Source organism: Sphingomonas sp. SORGH_AS_0879 (assembly GCF_030819175.1).
GTDB lineage: Bacteria > Pseudomonadota > Alphaproteobacteria > Sphingomonadales > Sphingomonadaceae > Sphingomonas.
This window is the reverse complement of the sequence record NZ_JAUTBJ010000002.1, coordinates 2,053,922-2,080,453: the sequence shown is the minus strand read 5'-3', so window position 1 is coordinate 2,080,453 and position 26,532 is coordinate 2,053,922. Positions and strand designations below refer to the sequence as shown.

Below are 26,532 nucleotides of genomic sequence, written 5' to 3'. Positions count from 1 at the left end.
CCAATCGGGCCTATAGCCCACGGACATGACAGCGTCGGGGAACCCGGCGCGATGGACATGTGGCGTAAGGAAGGGCCGGGTTTTGCGTACAGCCGACGGGGGACAAGACGATCTGCGCATGGCGTTGCGCCGGTTTCGATCGGTCTTCGGCATGATCGTGGCGGTCAGTGCCATCCTGAACATATTGCTGCTGGCCGGGTCCATCTACATGATGATGGTCTATGACTCGGTGCTGCCGGGGCGGTCGATCCCGACGCTGGTCGGCCTGCTGATCATGGTCACGCTGGCCTATGCCTTTCAGGGGCTGTTCGAGAATCTGCGTGCCGGGCTGTTGTCCGATGTCGGCAACGGGCTGGACCGTGCGCTGTCGCGGCGGGTGCAGGGCGCGATGGGGCAGATGTCGCTCGACGGTCGCGTGACGCAGGGCGACGGCCTGGGCCCGATGCGCGATCTGGACCAGGTGCGCAGCTTCATCAGCGGCACCGGCCTTGCCACCATGATCGACCTGCCCTGGATCCTGTTCTTCCTGGGCGTGCTGTTCATGCTGCATGTCTGGCTGGGCGTCACGACCCTGATCGGCGCGCTGATCCTGCTGGCGCTGACGCTGGTCACCAACCGGGTGATGAAGAAGCCGTCGTCGGACCTTCACCAGATGTCCTCGGTCCGCAACGCCATGGCCGAATCCAATATGCGCCATGTCGAACTGTTCGCCGCACTCGGGATGCGCGAGCGGATGCGCGACCGGTGGGAGCGGGTGAACAACCAATATGTCACCCTGTCCAACCGCGTCTCGCGCGAGAGTGCCAAGCTGGGCGGCGTCAGCAAGGTGCTGCGCCTGCTGCTGCAATCGGTGATCCTCAGCGTCGGCGCGCTGCTCGTCATCAACGGCAAGGCGAGCGGCGGTGTGATCTTCGCCTCCTCCATCCTGTCGGGCCGCGCGCTGGCCCCGGTCGATCAGGCGATCGCCAACTGGCGCAATCTGGTCGGCGCGCGTCAGGGCTGGGCGCGGTTGAAGCAACTCTTCACCCGCGTGCCCGTCGCCGATCCCGGCATGACCCGCCTGCCCGCCCCGCACCGGAGCCTGCTGGTCGAAAACCTGGTCGTCGGCCCGCCGGGTACGCAGCGCACCACGCTGCACGGCGTTCAGTTCCGCCTCAACCCCGGCGACGCGCTCGGCCTGATCGGCCCCAGCGGCGCCGGCAAGACGACGCTGGGCCGCGCGCTGATCGGGCTCTGGCCGCCCCAGGCGGGCGCGGTTCGGCTGGACGGCGCGGCGCTCGATCAATGGTGGCCCGACGATCTGGGCCGGTCGCTGGGCTATCTGCCGCAGTCGGTGGAGCTCGTCGGCGGGACCATCGCGCAGAATATCGCCCGCTTCGACCCCGAGGCCACGTCGGAGGCGATCATCGCGGCCGCGCGCGATGCGGGCGTCCATGCACTGATTACCAGCCTGCCCGCCGGTTACGACACCCAGATCGGCGAGGATGGCCGCGAACTTTCCGCCGGGCAGCGGCAGCGTATCGGCCTGGCCCGCGCGCTCTATGGCGATCCGTTCCTGATCGTCCTCGACGAACCCAATTCCAACCTCGATGCCGAAGGCGAGGCCGCCCTGGCCGCCGCCATCGGGTCGGTCCGCCAGCGTGGCGGGATCGTGGTGGTCATTGCCCATCGTCCCAGCGTCCTGGGACAAGTCAACAAGATCATGTATTTGCGTGACGGCCGTATCGAGCTATTCGGCCCGAGCGATCAGGTCATGGAACATCTGACGCGCGCGGCGCTGCCCAACGGCACGCCCACGCCCGAGCGTACCCTTGAGGAAAGCAAGTCATGAACGGCATCGTCACCACCGGCGGCCCCGGCACGCGCCTGACCGCGATCGACGAAGGGGCGCCTCTTTACGATCCGCTGCGCAGCGCCAAGCGGCAGTTCCGCATCGCGCTGACCGCGATCCTCGTGCTGGTGCTGGGTTTCGGGCTGGCGGGTGCGCTGATCCCGATCGGCGGCGCGGTGATCGCCCCCGGTCAGGTCGGGGTAAAGAGCCGGATCAAGCGGATCGCGCATCCCGCGGGCGGCGTCATTTCCGAAATCCTGGTCGAGAACGGCCAGCGGGTCCGCAAGGGCCAGGTGCTGATGCGCTTCGACGATCGGGTGACCGACGCCGATGCCCGCTTCTCCAGCCTGAGCGTCGACCAGTTGCTCGCCCAGCGCGCGCGGCTGGAGGCGGAGCGGCTGGGGGCGCCGACCATCACCTTCCCGGCGGAACTGGTGAATGGCGGCGAGGGTGCGCAGCGCGCCATGGCCGACGAGCGCAAGCTGTTCACCATCCGCAAGACCGAGCAGTCGGGCCTGATCGCCCAGCTGGAATCGCGGGTGCGGCAATATGAGCAGCAGATCGGCGCCTATCGCGCGCAGATCAACGCGCTGGAACAACAGACCGCGCTCATCAATCCCGAGCGTCAGGGCGTGAAGGACCTGTGGGAAAAGGGGCTGGTCACGATCAGCCGCCGCAACCAGCTCGAACGCACCGCCGCCGATCTTCAGGGCAATGTCGGCGCGCTCCAGGCCAATATCGCTTCCACCCAGGCGCGCATCACCGAGGCGCGCGAACAGATCATCCAGCTGGGCGAGACGCGCCGTTCGGAAGCGGGCACGCGGCTGGCCGAGATCAACAATACGCTGAACCAGCAACAGGTGCGCAGTGTCTCGGCGGTCGATGCGCAGGATCGCAGCGTGCTTCGCGCGCCCTATGACGGGGTGGTGGACAAGCTGGCCTTCAACACCATCGGCGGCGTCGTGCGCGGGGCCGAGGTCATCATGGAGATCGTGCCCGACAGCGACGAGCTGATGGTCGAGGCGGGCGTGTCGCCGCTCGACATCGATCAGGTGCGGGTCGGCCAGCAGGCACGCATCCGCTTCAGCGGGCTCAATTCGACCGCGACGCCCGAAATCCATGGCCGCGTCGTGACCGTGGCCGCCGACCGCTCGACCGATCCGGAGGGCAAGCAGGCCTTCTATCCGGTGCGCGTCGCGATCGAGGAGGCCGAGTTGCGCCGCTATCCCGAGATCCAGCTTCGCCCCGGCGTTCCGGCCGAGGTGTTCATCGAAACCGGCCACCGGACGATGATCTCTTACATCACGAAGCCGCTCCGCGATCAGTTCGAGCGGGCTTTCCGAGACAATTAAGATACGGAGTGGGGCAATGATGGTGAACAGGGGGAAGGCGCTGGGGGTATGCGCCGGATTGACGATCCTGGCCCTGATGGGGTCGGCATCGGGCGTGGCGCTGGCGCAGGTTCCGACCGCCGCCGGCATGCCGCAGCCGCTGGAGCCGCAACTGCCGCGCGAGACGCCGGAAGGCACGCTGGCCGCCAATGCGACGCCGACGCTGACCACGCTGGAGGCCGCGATCGCGCGCGCCTATTGGAGCAATCCGACGCTGGTGGCGGAGCGCTCGACCCTGAAGTCGGTCGACACGCTCTACCCGCTGGCGCGCGCCAATTACGGCCCGCAGGTCACGCTCCAGGGCTCACACCAGTTCACCCGTACCCGCAGCGAGATCTTCCCCGGTCTGTTCAACCGACCGGAGGGGTTCTCCAGCACCGCGCAGATCATCTTCTCGCAGCCGGTCCTGTCCTTCGGTCGCCGTGCCTCGCAGGAGCAGAACGCACTGGCCCAGATCGCACTGGAGCGCGAACAGCTCCGGCTGGTCGAGGCGTCGACCATGTTCGACGTCATCTCCGCCTATGTCGGGGTGATCCGCGACCGCAACATCGTGGAACTGGCCCGGCAGAACCTCGCGTTGCTCGAACGCCAGTATAGCGACGGGCGCGCGCGTTTCGCGGTCCGCGACATCACCTCCAGCGACTTGCAGCAGGTGCAGACCCGCGTCGAATTCGGTCGGGCGCAGTTGCTGAACGCCCAAGGACAATTGGGGGCGAGCCAGGCCCTCTTCCTCCAGGCGACGGGCGGTCTTCCGGGCGAGCTGAGCGCGCCGCCGCAGATCGCACTGGGCGTCGGTTCGCTCGAAGCGGCCTATGGCATTGCGGAGAATGGCAGCCCGATCATCCGCGGCGCCCAGTCGCGCGAGAAGGCGTCGCGCGCCGCCGTCGCCGCCGCCAAGGCGGAGCGCAACCCGAACGTGTCGCTGGAGAGCAGCGGCACCTATGGTCCCACCAACCTCTATCAGAACCAGCTTCGCACGACCGATCTGCGCTCCTCGGTGGTCGTCACCATGCCGCTGATCGATTCGGGCGTGCGCCGCCTGTCGATCGAGCGGGCGCGGCAGCAGAATGACGCCGATTGGCGACTGGTCGACGCCGCCTTGCGCGAGACGCGGCAGTCGGTGGCGCAGGCCTGGGACGCGCATCGCGCCGCGCTCGCCTCGCTCGAACATCTGCGTGCCGCGTCGGCGGCGGCGCAGGCGGCCTATGATGGTGCGGTCATCCAGGAAAAGGCGGGCGACCGCACCACGCTCGACGTGCTCGACCTGGCGCGCGACCTGCTCAACATCCGCACCAGCTATGCCACCGCCGAGGCGAGCGAATATATCGCCCGCGCACAGCTTCTGTCGGCGATGGGCAATCTGGAAGCGCCCAAGCTGATTACCGGCCTGCCCGCCTATGACACCAACGCCAATTTCGATCGCGTGAAGCGGCGCGGCGACGTGCCGTTGCTGACCCCGCTGCTGTCAGGGGCGGACAATCTGGTCAGCGGCAACGTCATCCGCGACGAACGCCCGATCCGCGATCCCTCCGGCGCGCTGCGCGTCGACACGGCGGTCGTTCCGCTGGAGGTGCCGCCCGCTCCCCCGGTGACGACGCCCGCCAGCCCCGCTATCGTGAAACCACGGATGGGGCGCTGATCGCACCGCACCCGTCGATCGCCAGACGAAAAGGATAGCCTGTGGCCAAGACCGATGCGCGTACGGAAAGCGCCATGACGACGCCGATCCACGTCATCAGCCTGACGAGCGCCACCGATCGGCGGGAGGCCTTTTCCCGCTCGATCGAGGGGCAGGCACTCGACTGGCGGTTCTTCGACGCGCATCGCGAACCGGTCGGCATCCATTATGACGAGGCCGCCGCGATCCGCCATCATGGCCGTCCGCTGCAACCCGGCGAGATCGGCGTCTATTCCAGCCATGCCGCACTCTGGCGGCAATTGGTGGCGGACCCGACGACCAACCAGTATCTGATCCTGGAGGACGATGTCATCGCCGACTGGGCGGCCATCCGGATGCTTTGCGCGATCGACTATGCCGCCGAGGGGATGGAGTATCTGAAGCTCTTCTACAAACTCCCCTCGCCGCATCTGCCCGATCGCCGCAACTGGCCGGTTCCGGGCTTCTACGTCGTGCGCCTCTACGGCAAGCCTTATGGTGCGCAGGGCTATTTCATCACCAAGAAGGCCGCTGCGCGCTTCCTGGAACTCTACAATGACGCGGTCCGCCCGATCGACGATCAGACGGATCGCTTCTGGGAGAACGGCATTCCCAATCGCTGCCTCTTCCCCTTTCCCATCATGGAGGCCTATCGCCCCTCCACCATCGGTCCGGCGCGCTTTGCGGGTAAACAGACGCGCGCCGCCAAGATGCGTCTGCGGACGGACCGGATGCGCCGCAAGATCGCCTTCATGATGGACCGCGCGCTCAAGCGCTGATCGCGGTCAGGCCGGGTCTGGCAGGACGTAGAGCTCGGCCCGCACCGCACGATGGTCCGAGCCGGTATGGGGCAGCGTGTCGACCCGTCCGGCGATGACCCCGCGCCCGACGAAAATCTGATCGATCGGCAGCAGCGGCAACGGCCAATCCCGTCCGCCGACGCGCGCGGGGAAGCTGAACAGCGTGCGCGTCACCCGCGTCATTGGGCGCAACCCTTGATCGAGCATCGCCATGCCCCGCCCCCAGGGGGTCAGGTTGAAGTCGCCGGTCAGCACCAGATGATCGCTCGCCCCCTGTCGAACGGCATCGATCAGCGACGATCGGAACCGCGCCTGCGGTCCCGGCGGAAAGGGCCATGGCGCATGGACGGTCGCGACGGTCAGAGTCCCGACCCGATCGAGCGGGACCTCGGCCCGGAAGAGCGCTGGGCCGACCAGTCCGCCCCCACGCGCGGGCAGCCGCCAGCGAACCGGCCCCATCGGCAGACGTGACAGGATCGCCAACTGACAACCCCGACACGCGCTGCGATAGGGAAAGACCCGCGACAATCGCGCGAACAAGGGCTCGGCCCCGGTCGCTTCCTGAAGCAGCAGCACGTCCGCGCCGCTCTCGATCAGCACCCGCGCGGCGCGATCGGGGCTGGTCCGCCCGCCGTGCAGATTGTGGGTCACCAGAACGATCCGCGTCGCCCCGGCCGGGATTGTGCCCACAGATGGCCTCTCGGAGACTGCGCTGACGATCGGCCACGCGATCAACAGCAACGCCCCGGCCGCCGGTGCCAGGAACACCGCTCGCCGACGATGCGGCGATATCGCGAGTGCCGCGACCAGCGGCACCAGCGCCAGCGGCAGGAAGGAGGCGAAGGCGTCCACCAGCGGCCAGACCCGCCCCACCACCGGGCAAAGCGCCAGCCCCCATGCCAGGGCCAGAAGCATCCAGCCGGCCATCAGCGCGAGCCGTTTCAATCATTGCCCCCTTGCCAATCGCTTGCGGGCTATAGAAGGGCCGCAAACCGTGTCAAACCGAGCCGTCTTCGCCGCCCGCCGCCGCTGTCGGAGTGCAGGACGCCGTGTTACAGCCGGGCCACTATAGGGGACCAAATACGCATGGCACGAGTCATCTGGGGTGAGAGTACATCGGCCTTGTCGGCCGCACCGGACGACCGCGCGGTCCTGTCCTCGACCTTGCGGCGCGGGGTGATCGCGGCGGTCGCGATCGGCGTCGTGCTGCAACTCATGCTGATGTTCGGTGCGCTGCTGGTCGGCGTGCTGGCCGATGCGGCGGTGCCGGGGCGCAATGTCGCGACCCTTTGGGGCCTGCTGTTGCTGGGTGTCGTGCTGTACGGCGTGTTCGGGCTGCTCGATACCCTGCGCGCGCGGCTGCTCTTCGACGTGGCGGGCGCGGTGGATCAGCAGCTTGCGCCGCGCGTCCATGACGGCGTCGCCTTCGTCGCGCGGACCGGGGTGCTGGAGGGCGATGGCCTCGGCCCCGTGCATGACGCCGACCGGTTGCGCCATTTCCTGACCGGCCCCATGCCCGCCGCGCTGATCGACCTGTGCGTCGCGCCGATCGCGCTCATCATGTTGTTCGCGCTGCATGTCTGGCTGGGCGTCGCGGGTCTGGCCGCGATGGTCGTGACCGGGCTGGTCGGCTGGGCGATGGGCGGATCGGCGGGGCGGCGGGCCGAATGGCTGGCCGAGATGCGCCCGCTGCGGTGGCTGTCGGCGGAGGAAGGGCGCCGCCACGCGCTGACCGCACGCGCCATGGGGATGGAAAGCCGCCTGCGCCAGCGTTGGCTGGGCATGGCGCAGGACACCATCCTGACCGAACGGGCGCTGCACCGGCGTTCGGTCGGGCTGGCGGGCGCGGCGCGCGGCGTTCGCCTGATGCTGTTCATCGTCCTGTTGTCCATCGGTGCCGGTCTGGCGTTCAGCGACCGGGCGGCCTGGAGCACCGCGCTGATCGCGGCGCTGCTGCTCTATCAGTTGCTCGCGCCGCTCGATCAGGTGGTCAGCGGATGGGGCGGGGTGAAGACGGCACGCGGGGCACTCGACCGTCTCAACATTCTGCTCGGCCAGTTGCCCTTGCGCGACGTCACCACGCTGCTCCCCCGCCCGCAGGCCGAGATGTCGACCGACCAGCTTTTCGTCGTCGCACCCGGCGCCCAGCGTCCGGTGGTCAGCAATATCGGCATCATCCTGAACGCCGGGGACTCGCTGGGCATCATGGGCGTCACCGGCTCGGGCAAGACCGCGTTGCTCCACGCGCTGGCCGGGGTCTGGCCGGCGGCGCGCGGCGTGATCCGCCTCGACGGTGCGTCGCTCGATCAATGGGATACCGAGGAACTCGGCAAATATATCGGCTATGTGCCGCAGCATATCGAGCTGATCGACGGCACCGTGGCGCAGAATATCGCGCGCTTCGATGCGGCTGCCTCCACCGACGCGATCATCGCCGCCGCCCGGCGCGCCGGGGTGCATGACCTCATCCTGCGCCTGCCCGAAGGCTATGAGACCATCGTCGGTCGGGACGGACTGACCCTGCCCGCCGGTATGCGCCAGCGTATCGCGGTGGCGCGCGCGGTCTTCGGCAAGCCGTTCCTGCTCCTGCTCGACGATCCGACCTCCAACATGGACGGCGATGGCGAGCAGATGCTGGCCGAGCTCATCGCCGACATGTGCGACGAGGGCAGCATCGTGATCGTGGTCACGCACCGCCCGCCGCTGCTCAACCGGGTCGACCATATCATGCACATGCAGAACGGCACGATCGGCGCATTCGGGCCGCGCGGGCAGATCCTGCAATTGCTGGAGGATCAGCGACCGGCGTGAGGGTAGGTCGCGGGCCGGAGCTTTCCGGCCCGCACCGCCTGCCCTGACAGGGTCAGGCCGCCTGTTCCCAGCGGCCTTGGTCGTTCTGTTTCCAGTAACGGCGCTCCACCCCCTCCCGATCGGCGAGCGTGCGCCAGGCGGTGCGTGCCTCGCCGATCCGGTCGCCGTCGAAGAAGTGGAAGGCCCGGTCGAAGTCCAGCGCCTCGTCGCGCCATATCCCATCGGCCAGCGCCACATGCCGCGCGCCGTTCGTCGCCTTCGTGTCGGGGGCGATCAGCACCGGCTGCGCGGCATCGTCGCCCTCGCCCGCCTGCGCATGGGGCAGGAAGCCGTCCGGCGGGATCGTCCACAATTGCCGGTCGAGCGCAGCGCGCTGGCCCGCATCGGCGCTGACGATCAGCAGGCGGTTGCCCCCCGCCATCACCCGCTCGGCAATGACGGGCAACAACCGGTCGAGCGGCGCGATCGTCAGATGATAGAAGTCGACCTGCATGACCGCGCCGCCCCCGTCGGTCAGGCCTCGAACCGGTCGGCGACGAACCGGTCGAGCAGACGCACGCCATAGCCGGTCGCGCCCTTGTCATGGTTGACGCCCGGCTTGTCCGACCAGACCATGCCCGCGATATCGAGATGCGCCCAGGCGACGCCCTCATTGATATAGCGCTTCAGGAACTGCGCCGCCGTGATCGAGCCGCCACCGCGCGGGCCGACATTCTTCATGTCCGCGATCTGGCTGTCGATCAGCTTGTCATAGGCATCTGCCAGCGGGAAGCGCCACAGCTTCTCGCCCGTCTCGCGACCCGCCGCCAGCAGTGCGTCGGCCAGCGAGTCGTCGTTGGCGAACAGGCCGCCATGCTCGCTGCCCAGACTGATGATCATCGCACCGGTCAGCGTCGCGAGATCGACGATGGTCGAGGGCGCATGCACCTTTTGGACCCAGGTCAGTGCATCGCACAGCACCAGGCGACCTTCCGCGTCGGTGTTGATGACCTCGATCGTCTGGCCCGACATCGAGGTGACGACGTCACCGGGACGCTGCGCATTGCCGTCGGGCATATTCTCGACCAGCCCCATGACGCCGACGACATTGGCCTTGGCCTTGCGCGCGGCGATCGCCTTCATCGCGCCCGCCACGGCACCCGCGCCGCCCATGTCCCACTTCATGTCTTCCATGCCCGCAGCGGGCTTGATCGAGATGCCGCCGGTGTCGAAGGTCACGCCCTTGCCGACCAGCGCCAGCGTCTCGGCACCCACATCGCCGCCATTCCACTTGAGGACCAGCAGCCGCCCCTCGCGCACCGAACCCTGGCTGACGCCCAGCAGCGCGCCCATGCCCAGGTCGCGCATCTGCGCTTCGTCCAGAACGGTGACTTCCAGGCCGAGCCCGTCGACATCGGCCAGCACGCGTTCGACGAAGGTTTCGGGGTAGAGCTTGTTCGGCGGCTCGGACACCAAGGTCCGGGTCAGCTCCAGCCCGCCATTGACCGCATGGACGCGGGCGAAGGCCGCTTCGGCATCCGCCCCGGCATCGACGATCGCAATGCGGGTCAGCGTCGGCTTGGACGTTTCGGGCAGCTTGGTCCGGTACACGTCATGACGCCAGCCGCGCTGGACCGCCGCCCCTGCAAATCCCGCGATGGCGTCGGCCGAGGGCTTGGTGCCCAGCCCGGTCAGCAGCACCGTAGCCGAGCCGGCGCTGGTCAGCAGCTTGGCGGTCAGCGCGCCGCCCGCCTTGCGCCATTCGGCGTCCTTGCCCTCGCCGACACCCAGCATCACGACGCGGCGCACGGCACCGTCGATGGGCACATAGACCTCGACCAGCGATCCCGCCTCGCCCTTGAACTTCGCCGCCTCGGCTGCGGCCTTGCCGATCGCCGCCATATTCTCGCCCCCCGCCGGTCCGGTAAACCCGCCGTCCTTCGAGATCGGGACGACGAGGACGTCGCTGGCGTCGACGGTGGAAGTAAAGGCGATCTGCATGGGAACCCTCTGATGAACTCGTAACAGTTGCTATCATCTAGGCTCTTGGTCCGTGGTGGCAAGCGCGCGATTGCAGCAAGCCGCCGGTGATGCGATAGGCGGGCGTTCAGCGGCGTCGCCCTGCCCGGGGCGGCTTTCTCTTCGTGTCGGCAAGGATCGGACCAGATATCATCGTGTTGCGAATGACGCTTCTGACCGGCAGCGCCCTGCCCTTCACCCTGTCCCTGGCCTTGCTGGCGCCCGCGCCCGCCGCCGCGCAGGACCTTCAGGACCGCGCCGTCTCGCCGCCGCCGTCGGAAGGGGCCGCGCCCGAAGACCCCAATCAGGTGCGGTTCAGCGCCAACCAGCTCGAATATGACCTGAACGCCGACATCGTCACCGCCACGGGCGAGGTGCGCATGTTCCGCGAGGGCGAGCGGCTGCGCGCCGACAAGGTCACCTGGAACCGCAAGACGGGCAAGGTGCTGGCGACCGGCAACATCGCCATCACCAATCCCGAAGGCGACATCGCCTATGGCGACCAGATCGAGCTGACCGATTCGTTGAAGGACGGCGTGGTCGACAATATGCTGGTCGTGCTGGAACAGGGCGGACGCCTGGCCGCCGACCGGGGCACGCGGCAACAGGACGGCACCGTCAATCTGGAACGCGCGGCCTATACCCCCTGCGCCGTCGAAACCTCCGAAGGCTGCCCCAAGGAGCCGTCATGGAAGATCACGGCGGTCCGCGTCACCTATCGCCCCGACCGTCAGCGCGTCTATTTCAACGGCGCGCGGCTGAACCTGTTCGGCCTGCCCACCATCCCGCTGCCGCGTCTGTCCGCGCCGGTCGGACCGGGCGGCGACAGCGGCTTCCTGACCCCCGATATCCGGCTGGACCGGGTCAACGGGGTCGAGGTCGCGGTCCCCTATTACTGGCGGCTGGCGCCCAACAGGGGGCTGACCGTCACGCCCCATGTCTTCACCGCCGTTCTGCCGATGCTGGAGGCGCAATATGAGGCGCTGAGCACCAAGGGCGCGTTCCGGGTCACCGGCTATGGCACCGCCAGCCGCCGCAGCGACGACCTGAACACCCTGAACCCGACCGACACGACCCAGGCGTTTCGCGGTTATCTGGACGCGGTCGGGCGCTACCAGTTCTCGCCCGAATGGAGCCTGTCGGGGTCGATGCGGATCACCACCGACCGCACCTTCCTGCGTCGCTACGACATTTCGCGCGACGACCGGCTACGCACGACCGCCAGCCTCGAACATATCGACAAGGACAGCTATTTCTCGCTGACCGGCTGGTATGTCGAAACGCTGCGCGTCAACGATCCGCAGGGTCAGCAGCCGATCGCCCTGCCAGAGGTCGACTATCGCCGCCGCTTCGACGACGGCCTGCTGGGCGGCAAGTTCGAGATGCAGCTCAACACGCTGGCGATCAGCCGCACGGCGGGCCAGGATACGCAGCGCGCCTTCGCCAGCCTGCGCTGGGACCTGCGCCGCCTGACCAACTGGGGCCAGGAGGTGACCTTCACCGCCTATGGCCGTGGCGATGCCTATAATTCCAACAACATCGTCTCCACCCCGCTCGTCTATCAGGGGCTGGAAGGGTTTCAGGGGCGCGCGATCGGCGCGGTCGCGGTCGATGTGAAATGGCCGTTCGTCGGTGAGCTTTGGGGCGGCAGCCAGCGCTTCACCCCGCGCGTGCAGATCGTCGCCAGCCCCAAGATCAAGAATATCGAAATCCCGAACGAGGATGCCCGCTCGGTCGATCTGGAGGACTCGAACCTCTTCGCGCTGAACCGCTTCCCCGGTTACGACCGATTCGAGGATTCGACCCGCATCACCTATGGCGCGCAATGGGCGCTGACCCTGCCCGGCTTCACCTTCGACACGATCGTCGGGCAGAGTTTTCGCCTGAACGACCGCCCGACCATCCTCTATCCGGGCACCGGCCTGTCGGATCGGTGGTCGGATATCGTCGGGCGGACCGAGCTGCGGTTCCGCGATTTCGTCTCGCTGACCCACCGCTTCCGGCTGGACAAGGACAGCTTCGCGGTCCGCCGGAACGAGATCGACGCGACGGTCGGCTCCCGCTCCACCTATTTCCAGGCGGGCTATCTTCGGTTGAACCGTAACATCTTCACATCGATCGAGGATTTGCAGGATCGCGAGGAAGTCCGGCTGGCAGGGCGGGTGCAGTTCGCGCGCTTCTGGTCGGCCTTCGGATCGACCGTGATCGACCTGACCGACCGCGCCGAGGACGCGCTTTCGCTGTCCAACGGCTTCGATCCGATTCGCCACCGGCTGGGCGTGCAATATGAGGATGACTGCCTCCGCCTGGGCTTCACCTGGCGGCGGGACTATGTGAACACGGGCGACGCGCGGGCGGGCAACAGCTTCCTGTTGACGCTGGCGTTCACCAATCTCGGTCGCTAAGCCGGTATTCAGCATGGTCGAGCCATATCGCGACGGTTACGCGCCCCATTCAGGCGCGATGAGGATCACAGACACGGTGAAGAACGACATTCGTACCAAGGGCAGATTTCTTCGCGCGGGCGTGACGATGATGATGGCTGCCGCGGCCGCCGGCACGCTGGCGCAGACCGTGCCCGATCAGGCGGTGCCGGATACGGGCGGGCTGAACATCCCGTCCAACCTGCAACTCTTCGGCAAGCTGGACCCCAATGTCCGCAAGCCGACCGCCATCGTCAACGAGACGGTGCTGACCCAGACCGACATCGACCAGCGCATGGCACTGGCCATGGCGCTGAACAACGTCACCAACCTGTCGCCCGAGGATCGCGACCGCCTGCGCATGCAGATCCTGCGTCAGTTGATCGACGAGACGTTGCAGATTCAGGAGGCGAAGACCGCCGACATCACGGTCACGCCAGACGAGATCAACCAGGCCTATGCTCGTTTCTCGCAGCAGTTCGGCAAGACGCCGACCGCGATGACGACCTTTCTGCGCTCGGTCGGTTCGTCCGATCGATCGATGCGCCGCCAGATCGAGGGTGAGCTGGCCTGGAGCCGCTACCTTCGCAAGCGCGTTGAGCCGTTCGTCAATGTCGGCGACGAAGAGGTGAATGCGATCCGCGCCCGCCTGGAAGCCGCCAAGGGCACCGAGGAATATAACCTCAAGGAGATCTTCCTTTCGGCCAATGAGGCGACGCAGCAACAGGTCTTCGCCAATGCGCGCCAGATCATCGCCGAAATCCAGAAGGGGCAGCAGCCCTTCGAATATTTCGCGCGCAGCTTTTCCGAGGCGTCGACCCGCGCGGTCAATGGCGACCTGGGCTGGGTCCGCGCCGCCCAACTGCCGCCCGAGCTTCAGTCGGCGGCGCAGCAGATGGAGGTCGGCCAGGTCGCCGGACCGATCCAGATTCCGGGCGGCTTCTCGATCCTGTATCTGACCGACAAGCGCCAGGTGCTGACCGCCGATCCGCGCGATTCGCGCCTGTCGCTCAAGCAGTTGACCGTCAAGTTCCCGGCGGGCACGACCCAGGCCCAGGCCAGCGCGCGGGCCGCCGAATTCGCCAAGGCGACGCAGGCGATCCGGGGCTGTGGCGACGTGCAGCGCGTGGCGACGACCTTGAAGGCCGAGGTGGTCGACAACGACCAGGTTACCATCCGCCAGTTGCCGGCGCCGCTTCAGGAAATCCTGTTGAAGCTTCAGATCGGCCAGGCGACGCCGCCCTTCGGTTCGCCGGAACAGGGTGTCCGCTCGCTGGTGCTGTGCGACCGTGAGGAGCCGCGTTCGGGCAATCTGCCGACCAGCGACCAGATCCAGAACCAGGTCGAACAACAGCGGGTCAACCTGCGCGCGAACCAGAAGATGCGCGATCTTCGGCGCGACGCGGTGATCGAATATCGCTGATGGGACCGAAGCGATGATCCGGCCACTCGCGATCTCGATGGGCGACCCGGCGGGAATCGGGCCGGAGATCATCGCCAAGGCCTGGGCCGCGCGGGCCGATGCCGGACTGCCGCCCTTCCTGGCGGTCGGCGACGCACGCGCGATCGAGCGGGTGTGGAGCGGTCCCACCGTCCGGGTGTCGGACATGGCGGCCGCCGTCGCCGCATTCGACCAAACACTGCCCATCCTGTCCGTCGACGATGGGGGCGAGATTCGGCCGGGCCAGCCGGATGTCGAGGGCGCGCGCTGTGCGCTCCATGCGCTGGAACTGGCGGTCGGGCTGGTCCGCTCGGAGGCGGCAAGTGCGCTGGTCACGGGACCGGTCAGCAAGGCGCAACTCTACGGCATCGGCTTCAGCCATCCCGGCCAGACCGAATTCGTGGCGGAGCGTTGCGGGGTCGCGGGCGAAAATGCGGTGATGATGCTGGCGGGGCCGTCCTTGCGGGTCGTGCCGATTACCACCCATGTCCCGCTCGCCGCCGTATCGGGGCTGTTGTCCATTGATCTGATCATCGCCAAGGGGCGAGCGACAGCGCGCGGGCTGTGCAAGAATTTCGGGATCAAGACGCCGCGCCTCGCCTTTGCCGGGATCAACCCCCATGCGGGCGAGAGCGGCGCGATCGGGCGCGAGGAAATCGAGCTGATCGAACCCGCCATCGCACAGCTTCGCGCCGAGGGGATCGACGCGACGGGGCCCTTCGCCGCCGACACGCTGTTCCACCCGCGCGCGCGTGCCGCCTATGACGCGGCACTGTGCTGCTATCACGACCAGGCGCTGGTGCCGATCAAGACCCTCCATTTCGATGAAGGCGTGAACATCACGCTGGGCCTGCCGATCGTGCGCACCTCGCCCGATCACGGGACCGCCTTCGGTATCGCGGGGCAGGACCGCGCGCATCCCGGCGCGATGATCGCCGCCATCGCCATGGCAGGCGATGCCGCCAGACGCCGGGCCGATGCCGCCGCCTGACATGGACCCCGTCACGCCCCTGCCCCCCTTGCGCGAGGTAATCGCGCGTCATGGCCTGTCGGCGGCCAAGTCGCTGGGCCAGAATTTCCTGTTCGACGGCCAGTTGCTGGCCCGGATCGCCGCCATTCCGGGCGATCTGACCGACCAGGAGGTGCTGGAGATCGGGCCAGGTCCCGGGGGCCTGACCCGTGCGCTGCTGATGGCGGGCGGACGCGTAACCGCGATCGAGCGCGACCGCCGCTGCATCCCCGCCCTCGCCGAACTGGCGGAAGCCTTTCCGGGGCGGTTGAAGGTGATCGAGGGCGATGCCCTGCGCATCAACGCGCCGGAATTGTTCGAGAGCAAACCGCACATCGTCTCCAACCTGCCCTATAATGTCGGGACGCCGCTGCTGGTCGGCTGGCTGTCGGGGGCGTGGCTGCCCTGGTGGCAGTCCTGCACGCTGATGTTTCAGAAGGAAGTGGCGGAGCGGATCGTAGCGGCGCCCGACCAGTCGGCCTATGGTCGGCTGGCAGTGCTGACCCAGTGGCGTAGCGAATCGCGGATTGCGATGCCGGTCCACCGCTCCGCCTTCACCCCGCCGCCCAAGGTGATGTCGGCGGTGGTCCATATCACGCCCAAGCCTGCGCCGGAGGGGGTGAGTTTCCGCACGCTGGAACGCCTGACCGCCGCCGCCTTCGGCCAGCGTCGCAAGATGTTGCGCCAGAGTTTGAAGCCGGTCGCCGGTGCGGTCGAGGCGATGGAGTCGATCGGGATCGACCCCGCACGCCGGGCGGAAACGCTGTCGGTGGAAGAGTTCATCGCCCTGGCCCGCGCGCTGGCGTGAACATCCTCCCCGCGCGCGGGGAGAGGGACCGCAGCGAAGCGGTGGTGGAGGGGGCGTCCGGCATAGGACATGCTGTGCGGAAGCCCCCCTCCGTCAGGGCTCTGCCCTGCCACCTCCCCGCTCGCGGGGAGGATCGTTACTGCTTCGTCTGACCCTTGGTATCGACCTGCGCGGTCGTCACCGGCGCGGGCGGCCCCTTGGCGATCTGCGCGGCGAGCGCGGTCGCGTCGGCGCAGTCGGATTTGCAGAGCGTCTTGATCTTGGCGAGATTGTCCTTCGCGCGCGCGACCGCGCCGCGCTGCACCAGCGCTTCGCCCTGCCCGCGCAAAGCCTTAAGGTCATTGGGGTCGAGCAACAGCGCCTCGCGATAGAGCCGGATCGCCTTACCCGGCAGCCCGCGCGCATCGGCGACCTCGGCCAGCAGGACGAAGGCGGCGCGGTTGCGCGGATCGACCGTCACTGCCGTCTCCAGCACGTCGGTCGCGCCATCCAGATTGCCCGCCGCCTTCAGGTTGCGTCCCTGCTCCAGCAGTTGCAGCGACCGAGCATCGATCTGGCTATCGGGGCGCTGACCGCTGAGCGAGGTGGAAACCGATACCACCGCCAGGGCGGCGGCGGCGGCCAGGGACGTCAAACGCATGAGGAACTCCGGACTGGGCACTGAGCCGAATGCTAGCATGGCGCCCGGAGGCAGGCGACAAAAAAGCCGTCGGTGCCGTGGCTGGCGGGATCGAGCCTGCGGCCCGGGCCGTGGGGTGTTCCGACCGTCGGTTCGACGGGCTCGGCCGACCAGCCGGAATGCGCCGCCAGAAACGCCGCGACCTGATCCCTTCCCTCGGCATCGAGCAGTGAGCAGACGATATAGATCATCCGGCCGCCCGGCTTGACCAGCCCGGCACCAATCGACAGCACCTGTTCCTGCATCATGCGCAGGCGCGCCAGGCGATCGGGCGTCAGCCGCCAGCGCGCCTCCGGGTTGCGACGCCAGGTGCCGGTGCCCGAACAGGGTGCGTCGATCAGCACACCGTCCGCCCTGCCCGCCCAGTCGGACAGCATCTGCGCCTCATGACCGGGATTGAGCAAGCGACTCTCGATGATCGTCGCGCCAGCGCGTTCGGCACGGGGGGGCAGCTTCTGCAACCGCGCCCGGTCGATATCGCAGGCGAGCAGCGCCCCGCGATTGTCCATGGCGGCGGCGATCTGGAGCGTCTTGCCGCCCGCGCCGGCGCACAGGTCCACCAGCCATTCGCCGGGTTGCGCCGCCAGCGCCGATCCAACCAACTGGCTGCCCTCGTCCTGCACCTCGACCAGACCGGCGCGGTAGAGATCGGATTGCTCGATCGGCGTCCCGCTCGCGAGGCGAAGGCCCAGCGGTGCGAGCGGCGTGGGGGTTGCGTCGGGCAGTTGCTCCAGCACCGCCTGTCGCGTCGTGGCGAGGCTGTTTACCCGAACGTCCAGCGGCGCGCGATCGACCAGCGCCGCCTGTTGCGCTTCGTCCAGACCGGACGCCGTCAGCGCGTCGACCAGCCAATCGGGGGCGATGCCCCGCTCGGCGCGGGGTTCGTCCGGTGTGATCGGCGCGGGCCCATGGCCCTGCCCGTCGAAGGTCGCGGCGAGCGCCGGATCACGGTCCGCCACCGCGACCATCGCGGCACGGCCCGAGACAGGCACCGGCCCAGCCTGACGGATGGCGGCATAGACCAGTTCGCGCACCGCTCGCCGATCCTTCGATCCGGCATAGCGGCGAGTCGCGAAATAGCGCGCGATCAGCGTGTCGGCCGCCGCCCCGCCGCTCGCCGCAGCGGCAAGGATCTCGTCGAGCAACTCGATCGCGGCTTGTGTGCGTGCGGCAGGCGTCATGCGGACAGACCCTTCAGGTCAGCGGGTCGGGTAATTGGGAGCTTCCCGCGTGATCGTCACGTCATGGACATGGCTTTCCTTCAGGCCTGCCCCCGTGATCTGGACGAACTGCGCCCGCTCGCGGAGGTCCTTGAGCGTCGCCGAACCGGTATAGCCCATCGCCGCCTTGATACCGCCGACAAGCTGGTGGATCACGTCGCGCGCCGGGCCCTTATAGGCGACCTGACCCTCGATGCCCTCGGGCACCAGCTTCATCTGGTCCTTGATATCGCCCTGGAAATAACGATCCGCCGAACCCCGACCCATCGCGCCGACCGAACCCATGCCACGATAGGATTTATAAGCACGACCTTGATACAGGAACGTCTCGCCCGGCGCTTCCTCGGTGCCCGCCAGCAGCGAGCCGACCATGCAGGCGCCAGCGCCCGCCGCCAGCGCCTTGGCGAGATCGCCCGAGGTGCGCAGGCCGCCATCGGCGATCACCGGCACGCCCGACTTCCAGCCTTCCTCGGCGCAGTCCATCACGGCGGTCAACTGCGGCACGCCGACGCCCGCAACGACGCGGGTGGTGCAGATCGAGCCCGGCCCGATGCCGACCTTCACCGCATCCGCGCCCGCATCGATCAGCGCGCGGGTGGCCGCCGCCGTGGCGACGTTGCCCGCGATCACCTGAACCGTGTCGGACAGCTTCTTGGCCGCCTCGACCGCACGGGCCACGTCGCGGTTGTGGCCATGGGCGGTGTCGATGATGACGCAGTCCACCTCCGCCTCGATCAGGGCGCGGGTCCGCTCGAAGCCCTTCTCGCCGACGGTCGAGGCAGCGGCGACGCGCAGGCGACCGGCGGCGTCCTTGGTCGCCGACGGATAGGTGACCGCCTTCTCGATATCCTTGACGGTGATCAGGCCGACGCAGCGATAGCTTTCATCCACGACCAGCAGCTTCTCGATCCGCCGCCCATGGAGCAGGCGGCGCGCTTCGTCCTGGCCGACGCCCACCTTGACGGTCGCCAGGTCCTCATGCGTCATCAGTTCGGAGACGGGCTGTTGCGGGTTCTCGGCGAAGCGCACATCGCGGTTGGTCAGGATGCCGACCAGACGCCCGTCGAACTCGACGACGGGAATGCCGCTGATCCGGTGGCGCGCCATCAGCGCCTGCGCCTCGGCGAGCGTCGCGGTGGGCGAGATGGTGATCGGGTTGACCACCATGCCGCTCTCGAACCGCTTGACCTGGCGGACAGCGGCGACCTGCTGTTCGAGCGTGAGGTTGCGGTGCAGCACGCCCATGCCGCCAAGCTGCGCCATGACGATCGCCATGTCGGCCTCGGTCACGGTATCCATCGCCGCCGACAGGACGGGGATGTTGAGCGCGATCGAGCGGGTGAGTTGCGTGCGCGTGTCGGCGGTGCTCGGCAGAACGTCGGACTCCTGGGGCACGAGGAGCACGTCGTCGAAGGTGAGGCCGAGGCGGATATCCATGGGGCTGCCAAATCCTGCGGAGGGAACAAGTGGCGGGCCATGTAACCAAAGCAAGCCGTTCCCGCTAGGCCCTTGCTGCACCGCCATGCTAGAATGCCGATCAGACAGATATGGGGGAGCCGTTCATGGGCCTGATCATCGCCGCACTCGCGGTCCTGCTGGTGCTGATGTACCTGATGATGTCGATCAAGATCGTCCGCCAGGGTTACCAGTACACGATCGAGCATTTCGGCCGCTATACCGGCACCGCCATCCCCGGTTTCAACTTCTACCCCGCCTTTTTCTACCGCGTGGGGCGCAAGGTGAACATGATGGAGCAGGTGATCGATATTCCGGGGCAGGAAATCATCACCAAGGACAATGCGATGATCTCCACCGACGGGGTCGTCTTCTTCCAGGTGCTGGACGCGCCCAAGGCGGCCTATGAGGTGTCGGACCTGTATGTCGCCTTGTTGAACCTCGTCACCACCAATTTGCGCACCGTCATGGGATCGATGGATCTGGATGAAACCCTATCCAAGCGCGACGAGATCAATGCGCGGCTGCTCAATGTGGTCGATCACGCGACGACTCCCTGGGGCGTGAAGATCACCCGCGTCGAAATCAAGGACATCCGTCCGCCGGTCGACATCGTCAACGCCATGGCCCGCCAGATGAAGGCCGAACGCGAGAAACGCGCCAATATTCTGGAGGCGGAAGGCTCGCGCGCGTCGGAGATTCTGCGCGCCGAGGGGCAGAAGCAGGCGCGCATTCTGGAAGCCGAGGGTCGCCGCGAGTCGGCCTATCGCGACTCCGAAGCCCGCGAACGCGCCGCCGAGGCCGAAGCCAAGGCGACCCGCGTCGTGTCCGAGGCGATCGAGTCGGGCGGGACGCAGGCGATCAACTATTTCATCGCGCAGAAATATGTCGAGGCGGTCGGCAAGTTCGCGACCAGCCCCAATGCCAAGACGATCCTGTTCCCGGTCGAGGCGACCCAGTTGATCGGCACGCTGGGCGGGATCGGCGAACTGGCCAAGGAAGCGCTTGGCAATAACAAGTCTGACACCGCCACCCCGCGCGTCACCACCAAGCCGGGGCCGTTCGACCAGTCGCCGTCGTGACGATCGGAGAACTCGACCCTGCCGCATTGTGGCTGGCAGCGGGCCTGGCGCTCGGTATCGCCGAGCTGCTGGTGCCGGGGGTATTCCTGATCTTCCTTGCCGTCGCCGCGGGGGTGACGGCGCTGACCACATGGGCGCTGCCGGACCTGCCGATCGGACTGCAACTCGCCGATTTCGCGGCGTGGAGCGTCGTTTGCGTGGTGATCGGGCGGCGCTGGTATCGGGATTTTCCGGTGGAAAGCGACGCGCCGGTCTTGAATGCGCCCGCCCTGCGACTGCGGGGGCAGGTCGTTACCGTCACGACGCCGATCGTCGGGGGCGAGGGTCGGGCGCGGTTGGGCGATAGCGAGTGGCCGGTGCGTGGGCCGGACGCGGAAAGCGGAACCCGGTTGCGCGTCGCGCATATCGATGGCGGGGTTTTGTTGGTCGAGCCTTTAGACTGAGGCTGGCGGTGGGCCAAGGGAGGACGCCCACCACAAGCGCCCTCCCCCACGACAAATTACGCCGCCACCGTCACCTTCGGTGCCGCCGCCCGAACGCCTTCGTCGACATGGCTTGCGAACTGCTGGAAGTTCTCGTTGAACAGATCGACCAGCTTAGCCGCCGTCGCGTCATAGGCGCCCTTGTCGGCCCAGGTATCGCGCGGGTTCAGGATCGCCGGATCGACGCCCGGCACCGCAACCGGCACCTGGAAACCGAAATTCGGATCGATGCGGAACTCGACCTGGTTCAGGCTGCCGTCGAGCGCGGCGTTGAGCAGCGCGCGCGTCGCCTTGATCGGCATCCGGTTGCCCACGCCGTACTTGCCGCCGGTCCAGCCGGTATTGACCAGCCAGCAATCCACGCCGCCCTTCGCGATCCGCTCCTTCAGCAGATTGCCATAGACGGAAGGGTGGCGTGGCATGAACGGCGCACCGAAGCAGGTCGAGAAGGTCGCATCCGGCTCGGTCACGCCGATCTCGGTGCCCGCGACACGCGCGGTATAGCCCGACAGGAAATGGTACATCGCCTGTTCGGGGGTCAGCTTCGCGATCGGCGGCAGGATACCATAGGCGTCGGCGGTCAGCATCACGATGTTGCGCGGCACGCCCCCCATATTGTCCTTCGACGCATTGGGGATGAAGTCGATCGGGTACGCCCCCCGGCTGTTCTCGGCCAGGCTGTTGTCGTTCAGGTCGAGCTGGCGCGTGACCGGGTCCATGACCACATTCTCCAGCACCGTGCCGAACCGCTTGGTCGTCGCGAAGATTTCCGGCTCCGCCTCGGGCGACAGGCGGATCATCTTGGCATAGCAGCCGCCCTCGAAATTGAAGACCGCCGTGTCCGACCACCCCATGCTCGTCGTCACCGATCAGCGTACGGCTGGCATCCGCCGACAGCGTCGTCTTGCCGGTGCCCGACAGGCCGAAGAACACCGCCGTCGATCCGTCCGCGCCCATATTGGCCGAACAGTGCATCGGCATCACGCCCGTCGTCGGCAGAAGATAGTTGAGCAGGCCGAAGACCGACTTCTTCATCTCGCCCGCATAGCGGGTGCCGCCGATCAGGATCAGCTTCTCGGTCATGTTGACCGCGATGACGGTCGAGGAACGACAGCCATGACGTGCGGGGTCGGCGCGGAAGCTGGGCAGGTCGATGATCGTATAGTCGGCGACGAACTTGCGCAGTTCATGCTCTTCCGGGCGGACCAGCATCGTGCGGATGAACAGATTATGCCAGGCCAGTTCGTTGATGACGCGCACGCGCACCCGGTGCTCGGGCTGCGATCCGCCATAGAGATCCTGGACGAACAGATTTTCCTTCTGGCCGAGCGCGGCGAAGAAATCGGCCTTGAGCGCGGCGAAGTCGTCGGGGCTCATCGGCTTGTTGGTCTTGCCCCACCAGACGGTGTCGCGGGTCTCGTCGTCGCGGACCATGAACTTGTCCTGCGCCGAACGCCCGGTGTGCTCGCCCGTCTCGACCACCAGCGGGCCGTCCGCCGACAGCTTGCCCTCACCACGCGCCACGGCGGTTTCGATCAGCCGCGCGGTGACCAGGTTCCAGTGGAGCGTGGCACGGGTCTCGATCCCCTGCGCCTGCAAACCGATTTCCGGAATCCGTTCGTTCATAAGAGCTTCCTCGTTCCCCAGGGCGCCGACCGCGATGGACCGGCCACCGTTTCTCACCGCATGCGAATACGTATGCGTTGCACGATCCATAGCGCGTTTGTTTAACACGTCAAACAGGCGGATGTGCAAAGACGGTTGAGCCGTGTCCCGCTTTGGCTTAACCGAGGCGCATGGCGGTTCCTTCGCACGACAATGGTCTGGGGTTGATCGCATGACGGCGACGATCGCGCTGGTCGACGACGACCGTAACATCCTGACATCCGTATCGATCGCGCTTCAGGCGGAAGGGTTCGTCACGCGAATCTATGCCGATGGCGAAGCGGCGCTGAAGGCGCTGATCGACAATCCGCCCGATCTGGCCATCTTCGATATCAAGATGCCGCGCATGGACGGGCTGGAGCTGCTGCGCCGGCTGCGTGAGAAGAGCCAGATTCCGGTGATTTTCCTGACCAGCAAGGATGACGAACTGGACGAGGCGCTGGGCCTGGCGATGGGCGCGGACGATTATATCGCCAAGCCCTTCTCACAGCGGCTGCTGATCGCGCGCATCCGCGCGATCCTGCGCCGGTCGGAATATGTCGGGACGCCGCAGGGAACGCCCGCCGCCGACGCGCAGGGGCCGCTGACCCGTGGCGCGCTGGCGATGGACCCGGCACGGCACCGGGTGACGTGGAAAGGCGAGCCCGTCACCCTGACCGTCACCGAATTCCTGATCCTGGAGACGCTGGCCCAGCGCCCCGGCATCGTGCGCACCCGCAACCAGTTGATGGACGCGGCCTATCAGGACGACATCTATGTCGACGACCGCACGATCGACAGCCATATCAAGCGTCTGCGCCGCAAGTTCCGACAGGCAGACCCCGAATTCGACGCCATCGAGACGCTCTATGGCGCCGGCTACCGATTCTCCGAGGAGTGAAGCCCCCGACCTGGCGTTGCGCTGGTCGGGCCAGATTTCGCTGACCCAGCGGATTCTGGCGATCAACATTTTCGCACTGTTGTTGCTCGCCGGTGGCTTCTTCTATCTCGACTCCTACCGCGCGAGACTGCTCGACAATCGCGTCGCCCAGTCGTTGCGTGAGGTTCGCCTGATGGGCGAGGCGCTGACCTCGGTGCGGAGCGAGGAGCGCGACCGGCTGGTCACGCGGCTGGCGCGGGATACGGGCGCGCGGGTCCGGCTGTTCGACGCGGCCGGACGACTGGTCGGGGACAGCCGTGCGCTGGGTATCCGCAACGTCGTGCTGCGCGATCCCGACAAACAGGACCTGGGGCAGTCGATCGCGCGCTTCCTCGACGCCGGGATCGATACGGTGGTCGGCGCCGCCCGCCCCCCGCTCTACCGCGAGCGGCGCGAAGGCGCGGAATGGCCCGATGTCCGCGCGGCCCGCCAAGGGGGTATCTCCGCCTCGGTCTGGCGCGCGCCCGATCGCACCCCCGTCATCACCGCCGCCGCACCCCTGCCCAGCGGCGGCGCGATCATGGCGACCGAGAATGCGCGCTTCATCACCGAGACGGTGCGGATCGAGCGGTTCCGGTTGAGCGTCCTCCTCGCGCTGGTCGCGCTGATCTCGGTGCTGTTGTCGCTGTTCCTCGCGCGTACCATCGTCCGTCCGTTGCGGCGACTGGCGCGCGCCGCCGTCCGCGTTCGTCTGGGGCGCGCACGCGAGGTCGTGGTGCCCCGCCTGCCGGATCGTCGCGACGAACTGGGGATGCTCGCCCGCGCGCTGTCGGACATGAGCCTGGCCCTGCGCGCCCGGATCGACGCGACCGAGGCCTTCGCCGCCGACGTCACACATGAGCTCAAGAACCCCCTCGCCTCGCTCCGCTCCGCCGTCGATACGCTGGAGACGGTCCACGACCCCGATCTCCAGGCGCAGTTGCTGGCGATCGTCCGCGACGATGTGCGTCGGCTCGACCGGCTGATCACCGACATATCCGATGCCTCGCGGCTGGACGCGCAGTTGAGCCGCGCCAAGTTCGATCCGGTCGATCTCCACGCCCTGCTCGCCGGGCTGATCGACCAGCGCGAGGCGCGTGGGGTCGAGCGTGGCATCCGCCTGCGCTTCGACGCCACCGAACCCGGCCCAGCGATCATCACGGGCGAGGGCGCGCGGCTGGAGCGGGTGTTCGAGAATCTGATCTCCAACGCCCTGTCCTTTTCCCCCGACGAAGCGGTCGTCGCAATCAGCCTGTCTCGCGAACAGGACGATCTGGTCGTCCGGGTCGAGGATGAAGGCCCCGGCGTTCCGAAAGACGCGCGTGAAGCGATCTTCCGCCGCTTCCATTCGATCCGCCCCAGTTCGGAAGGGTTCGGCCAGCATTCGGGGCTGGGCCTGGCCATCGCGCGCACCATCGTCGAGGCGCATCAGGGCCGCATTCATGTCGAATCGCGCGAAGACCGGTTGAGCGGCGCGCGCTTCGTCGTCCGCCTGCCGCTCGCCCCCGTCCTGTGATCGGGGACGCGCCATCCGCCGGAGCGGGCGAACTGGTCCACGCGACCTGCATCGCGATCGGCGATGTCGGGCTGTTGCTGTGCGGACGATCGGGCGCGGGCAAGTCGGATCTTGCCCTGCGTCTCATCGATCGGGGGGCAATCCTGGTCGGCGACGACTATGTCCGGGTCGATGCTCTGAACGGACGCCTTCACGCGACCGTCCCGGATACGATCGCCGGACTGATCGAGGTTCGCGGCGTCGGGATCATCACCTTGGCGCATCGCCGTGCGACCACCATATCCTTCGTGATCGACCTGAGCGCCGAGGCCGAAGACCGCTTGCCCGAGCCCGCCGAAAGGGTCATCGCGGGCGTCACACTTCCGCTCTACAGGCTGAACCCCTTCCCCGCTTCGGCCCCGATCAAGGTCGAATTACTGGCCAAGCGTCACAAGGACCGTCCGTGATGGATCGCAAACGCATATTGTTGGTCACCGGCATGTCCGGCGCCGGCACCTCCACCACGCTGAAGACGCTGGAGGATCTGGGGTGGGAGGTGGTCGACAACCTGCCGCTCTTCCTGCTCGACGGTCTGCTGGAAGCCGCACCGCCGCGCGGCATGGAGGGCAAGAACCGCCCGCTTGCGATCAGCATCGGCGTGCGCACTCGCGACTTCGCGCCCGAGCACATCGCCCAGAGCATCCGCCGCCTGAACGAGAGCCCCAGTCTGGCGATCGAGACGCTGTTCCTCAATTGCGGCGGTGAGGAACTGAAGCGCCGTTATGCCGAGACGCGCCACCGCCATCCGCTGGCGATGGACCGCGCCGCCGATGACGGGATCGCGCATGAGCGCACCCTGCTCGCTCCCTTGCGCGACATGGCCGACCGGCTGCTGGACACGACCAACATGACCAGCAACGATCTGGGCCAGTGGATCCGCGCCAACTACGCGGTCGAAGGGCTGAGCGAGCCTGTGCTGACCGTCATGTCCTTCGGCTTTTCCAAGGGGCTGCCGCGCAATGCCGATCTGGTGTTCGACATGCGCTTCCTGCGCAATCCCCACTGGTCCGCCGAATTGCGCCCCGGCACCGGGCGGGACCAAGGCGTGATCGACTATATCCGGCACGACCCGGCCTATGAGACTTCGCTCGGCCAGATCGAGACGTTGCTGGAAACGCTGGTCCCCCGCTACATCGCCTCGGGCAAGTCCTATATCACCATCGCGATCGGGTGTACCGGAGGGAGACACCGCTCCGTCCATGTCGCCGAACGGATCGCGGGACGGTTGCGCCGGGACGGTTTTTCCCCCACGGTGGTACATCGTGATTTGAGTGCCGTGCCGAAAGACTCACTGGAAGCCGGGCCGGCCAAGCAATGATGGATATGC

General features: G+C 67.2%; 21 protein-coding genes and 1 pseudogene. 15 read left to right on the top strand and 7 right to left on the bottom strand.

Annotation, left to right across the window (positions count from 1 at the left end):
- The first annotated feature begins 82 nt into the window (after positions 1–82).
- From QE379_RS10520 to QE379_RS10505, 4 genes are all read left to right on the top strand, one after another.
- Positions 83–1,831 (top strand): type I secretion system permease/ATPase, encoded by a 1,749-nt coding sequence (locus QE379_RS10520; protein WP_307000273.1) that lies wholly within the window; start codon positions 83–85, stop codon positions 1,829–1,831.
- Complete coding sequence (locus tag QE379_RS10515; RefSeq protein WP_307000271.1) at positions 1,828–3,183, top strand: HlyD family type I secretion periplasmic adaptor subunit; 1,356 nt, start codon at positions 1,828–1,830, stop codon at positions 3,181–3,183. The genes QE379_RS10520 and QE379_RS10515 overlap by 4 nt, the downstream gene beginning before the upstream one ends.
- Before the next feature lie 16 nt (positions 3,184–3,199).
- Positions 3,200–4,861, top strand: a complete 1,662-nt coding sequence (locus QE379_RS10510; RefSeq protein ID WP_307000269.1) for a TolC family protein — start codon at positions 3,200–3,202, stop codon at positions 4,859–4,861.
- Positions 4,862–4,935: 74 nt separating this feature from the next.
- A complete protein-coding gene (locus QE379_RS10505) occupies positions 4,936–5,658 on the top strand; it encodes a glycosyltransferase family 25 protein (protein ID WP_307000267.1) in 723 nt (240 codons plus the stop codon).
- A gap of 6 nt (positions 5,659–5,664) precedes the next feature.
- Here QE379_RS10505 and QE379_RS10500 read toward each other — a convergent pair whose 3' ends face one another.
- The gene (locus QE379_RS10500) at positions 5,665–6,624 is read right to left on the bottom strand and encodes an endonuclease/exonuclease/phosphatase family protein (protein ID WP_307000265.1); all 960 of its coding nucleotides are present in this window, start codon (positions 6,622–6,624) and stop codon (positions 5,665–5,667) included.
- A 141-nt stretch (positions 6,625–6,765) separates the two neighbouring features.
- Between QE379_RS10500 and QE379_RS10495 the strand changes: the two genes are divergently transcribed.
- On the top strand, positions 6,766–8,490 hold the full coding sequence (locus tag QE379_RS10495) for an ATP-binding cassette domain-containing protein (protein ID WP_307000263.1): 1,725 nt from the start codon (positions 6,766–6,768) through the stop codon (positions 8,488–8,490).
- Positions 8,491–8,542: 52 nt separating this feature from the next.
- Here the strand turns inward: QE379_RS10495 and QE379_RS10490 are convergent, their stop codons facing one another.
- Together QE379_RS10490 and QE379_RS10485 are read right to left on the bottom strand one after the other, a co-directional pair.
- Entirely contained in the window at positions 8,543–8,983 is a 441-nt protein-coding gene (locus QE379_RS10490; protein WP_307000261.1) for a DNA polymerase III subunit chi, read from the bottom strand.
- A 20-nt stretch (positions 8,984–9,003) separates the two neighbouring features.
- Entirely contained in the window at positions 9,004–10,470 is a 1,467-nt protein-coding gene (locus QE379_RS10485) for a leucyl aminopeptidase (protein WP_307000258.1), read from the bottom strand.
- A gap of 182 nt (positions 10,471–10,652) precedes the next feature.
- Between QE379_RS10485 and QE379_RS10480 the strand changes: the two genes are divergently transcribed.
- The 4 genes from QE379_RS10480 to rsmA are packed head-to-tail and all read left to right on the top strand — an operon-like array spanning position 10,653 to position 16,169.
- Positions 10,653–12,893, top strand: coding sequence for an LPS-assembly protein LptD (locus QE379_RS10480; protein WP_307000256.1), 2,241 nt, complete (start codon positions 10,653–10,655; stop codon positions 12,891–12,893).
- Between the two features lie 58 nt (positions 12,894–12,951).
- On the top strand, positions 12,952–14,334 hold the full coding sequence (locus QE379_RS10475; protein WP_307000254.1) for a peptidylprolyl isomerase: 1,383 nt from the start codon (positions 12,952–12,954) through the stop codon (positions 14,332–14,334).
- Between the two features lie 13 nt (positions 14,335–14,347).
- Positions 14,348–15,343, top strand: coding sequence for a 4-hydroxythreonine-4-phosphate dehydrogenase PdxA (pdxA, locus tag QE379_RS10470; protein WP_307000252.1), 996 nt, complete (start codon positions 14,348–14,350; stop codon positions 15,341–15,343).
- Positions 15,330–16,169: a 16S rRNA (adenine(1518)-N(6)/adenine(1519)-N(6))-dimethyltransferase RsmA gene (gene rsmA, locus QE379_RS10465; protein WP_307000249.1), complete on the top strand. Its 840-nt coding sequence runs from the start codon at positions 15,330–15,332 to the stop codon at positions 16,167–16,169. Before pdxA ends, rsmA begins: the two co-directional genes overlap by 14 nt.
- A gap of 136 nt (positions 16,170–16,305) precedes the next feature.
- Here the strand turns inward: rsmA and QE379_RS10460 are convergent, their stop codons facing one another.
- The 3 genes from QE379_RS10460 to guaB are packed head-to-tail and all read right to left on the bottom strand — an operon-like array spanning position 16,306 to position 19,505.
- The gene (locus QE379_RS10460; protein WP_307000247.1) at positions 16,306–16,809 is read right to left on the bottom strand and encodes a tetratricopeptide repeat protein; all 504 of its coding nucleotides are present in this window, start codon (positions 16,807–16,809) and stop codon (positions 16,306–16,308) included.
- 32 nt (positions 16,810–16,841) lie between these two features.
- Positions 16,842–18,029 carry an RsmB/NOP family class I SAM-dependent RNA methyltransferase gene (locus QE379_RS10455; RefSeq protein WP_307000245.1) on the bottom strand — a complete coding sequence of 396 codons (1,188 nt, stop codon included), beginning with the start codon at positions 18,027–18,029 and terminating at the stop codon, positions 16,842–16,844.
- Positions 18,030–18,047: 18 nt separating this feature from the next.
- The gene (guaB, locus tag QE379_RS10450) at positions 18,048–19,505 is read right to left on the bottom strand and encodes an IMP dehydrogenase (RefSeq protein WP_307000243.1); all 1,458 of its coding nucleotides are present in this window, start codon (positions 19,503–19,505) and stop codon (positions 18,048–18,050) included.
- 125 nt (positions 19,506–19,630) lie between these two features.
- Between guaB and QE379_RS10445 the strand changes: the two genes are divergently transcribed.
- Both QE379_RS10445 and QE379_RS10440 read left to right on the top strand, forming a co-directional pair.
- Positions 19,631–20,605, top strand: a complete 975-nt coding sequence (locus QE379_RS10445; RefSeq protein WP_307000241.1) for an SPFH domain-containing protein — start codon at positions 19,631–19,633, stop codon at positions 20,603–20,605.
- Positions 20,602–21,048 carry an NfeD family protein gene (locus tag QE379_RS10440; RefSeq protein WP_307000239.1) on the top strand — a complete coding sequence of 149 codons (447 nt, stop codon included), beginning with the start codon at positions 20,602–20,604 and terminating at the stop codon, positions 21,046–21,048. Before QE379_RS10445 ends, QE379_RS10440 begins: the two co-directional genes overlap by 4 nt.
- A 56-nt stretch (positions 21,049–21,104) precedes the next feature.
- Here QE379_RS10440 and QE379_RS10435 read toward each other — a convergent pair.
- Positions 21,105–22,713, bottom strand: a pseudogene (locus QE379_RS10435) (phosphoenolpyruvate carboxykinase).
- A gap of 211 nt (positions 22,714–22,924) precedes the next feature.
- On the opposite strand from QE379_RS10435, the gene QE379_RS10430 reads away from it, so the two are divergent.
- Genes QE379_RS10430 through rapZ form a run of 4 tightly spaced genes read left to right on the top strand, consistent with a single transcriptional unit; the run spans position 22,925 to position 26,523 of the window.
- Positions 22,925–23,632 carry a response regulator transcription factor gene (locus QE379_RS10430; protein ID WP_307000237.1) on the top strand — a complete coding sequence of 236 codons (708 nt, stop codon included), beginning with the start codon at positions 22,925–22,927 and terminating at the stop codon, positions 23,630–23,632.
- The gene (locus tag QE379_RS10425; protein ID WP_307000236.1) at positions 23,601–25,166 is read left to right on the top strand and encodes a stimulus-sensing domain-containing protein; all 1,566 of its coding nucleotides are present in this window, start codon (positions 23,601–23,603) and stop codon (positions 25,164–25,166) included. The genes QE379_RS10430 and QE379_RS10425 overlap by 32 nt, the downstream gene beginning before the upstream one ends.
- A complete protein-coding gene (locus QE379_RS10420) occupies positions 25,163–25,612 on the top strand; it encodes an HPr kinase/phosphorylase (protein ID WP_307000234.1) in 450 nt (149 codons plus the stop codon). Before QE379_RS10425 ends, QE379_RS10420 begins: the two co-directional genes overlap by 4 nt.
- Positions 25,612–26,523, top strand: coding sequence for an RNase adapter RapZ (gene rapZ / locus QE379_RS10415; protein WP_307000232.1), 912 nt, complete (start codon positions 25,612–25,614; stop codon positions 26,521–26,523). The genes QE379_RS10420 and rapZ overlap by 1 nt, the downstream gene beginning before the upstream one ends.
- The last annotated feature ends 9 nt before the right edge of the window (positions 26,524–26,532 follow it).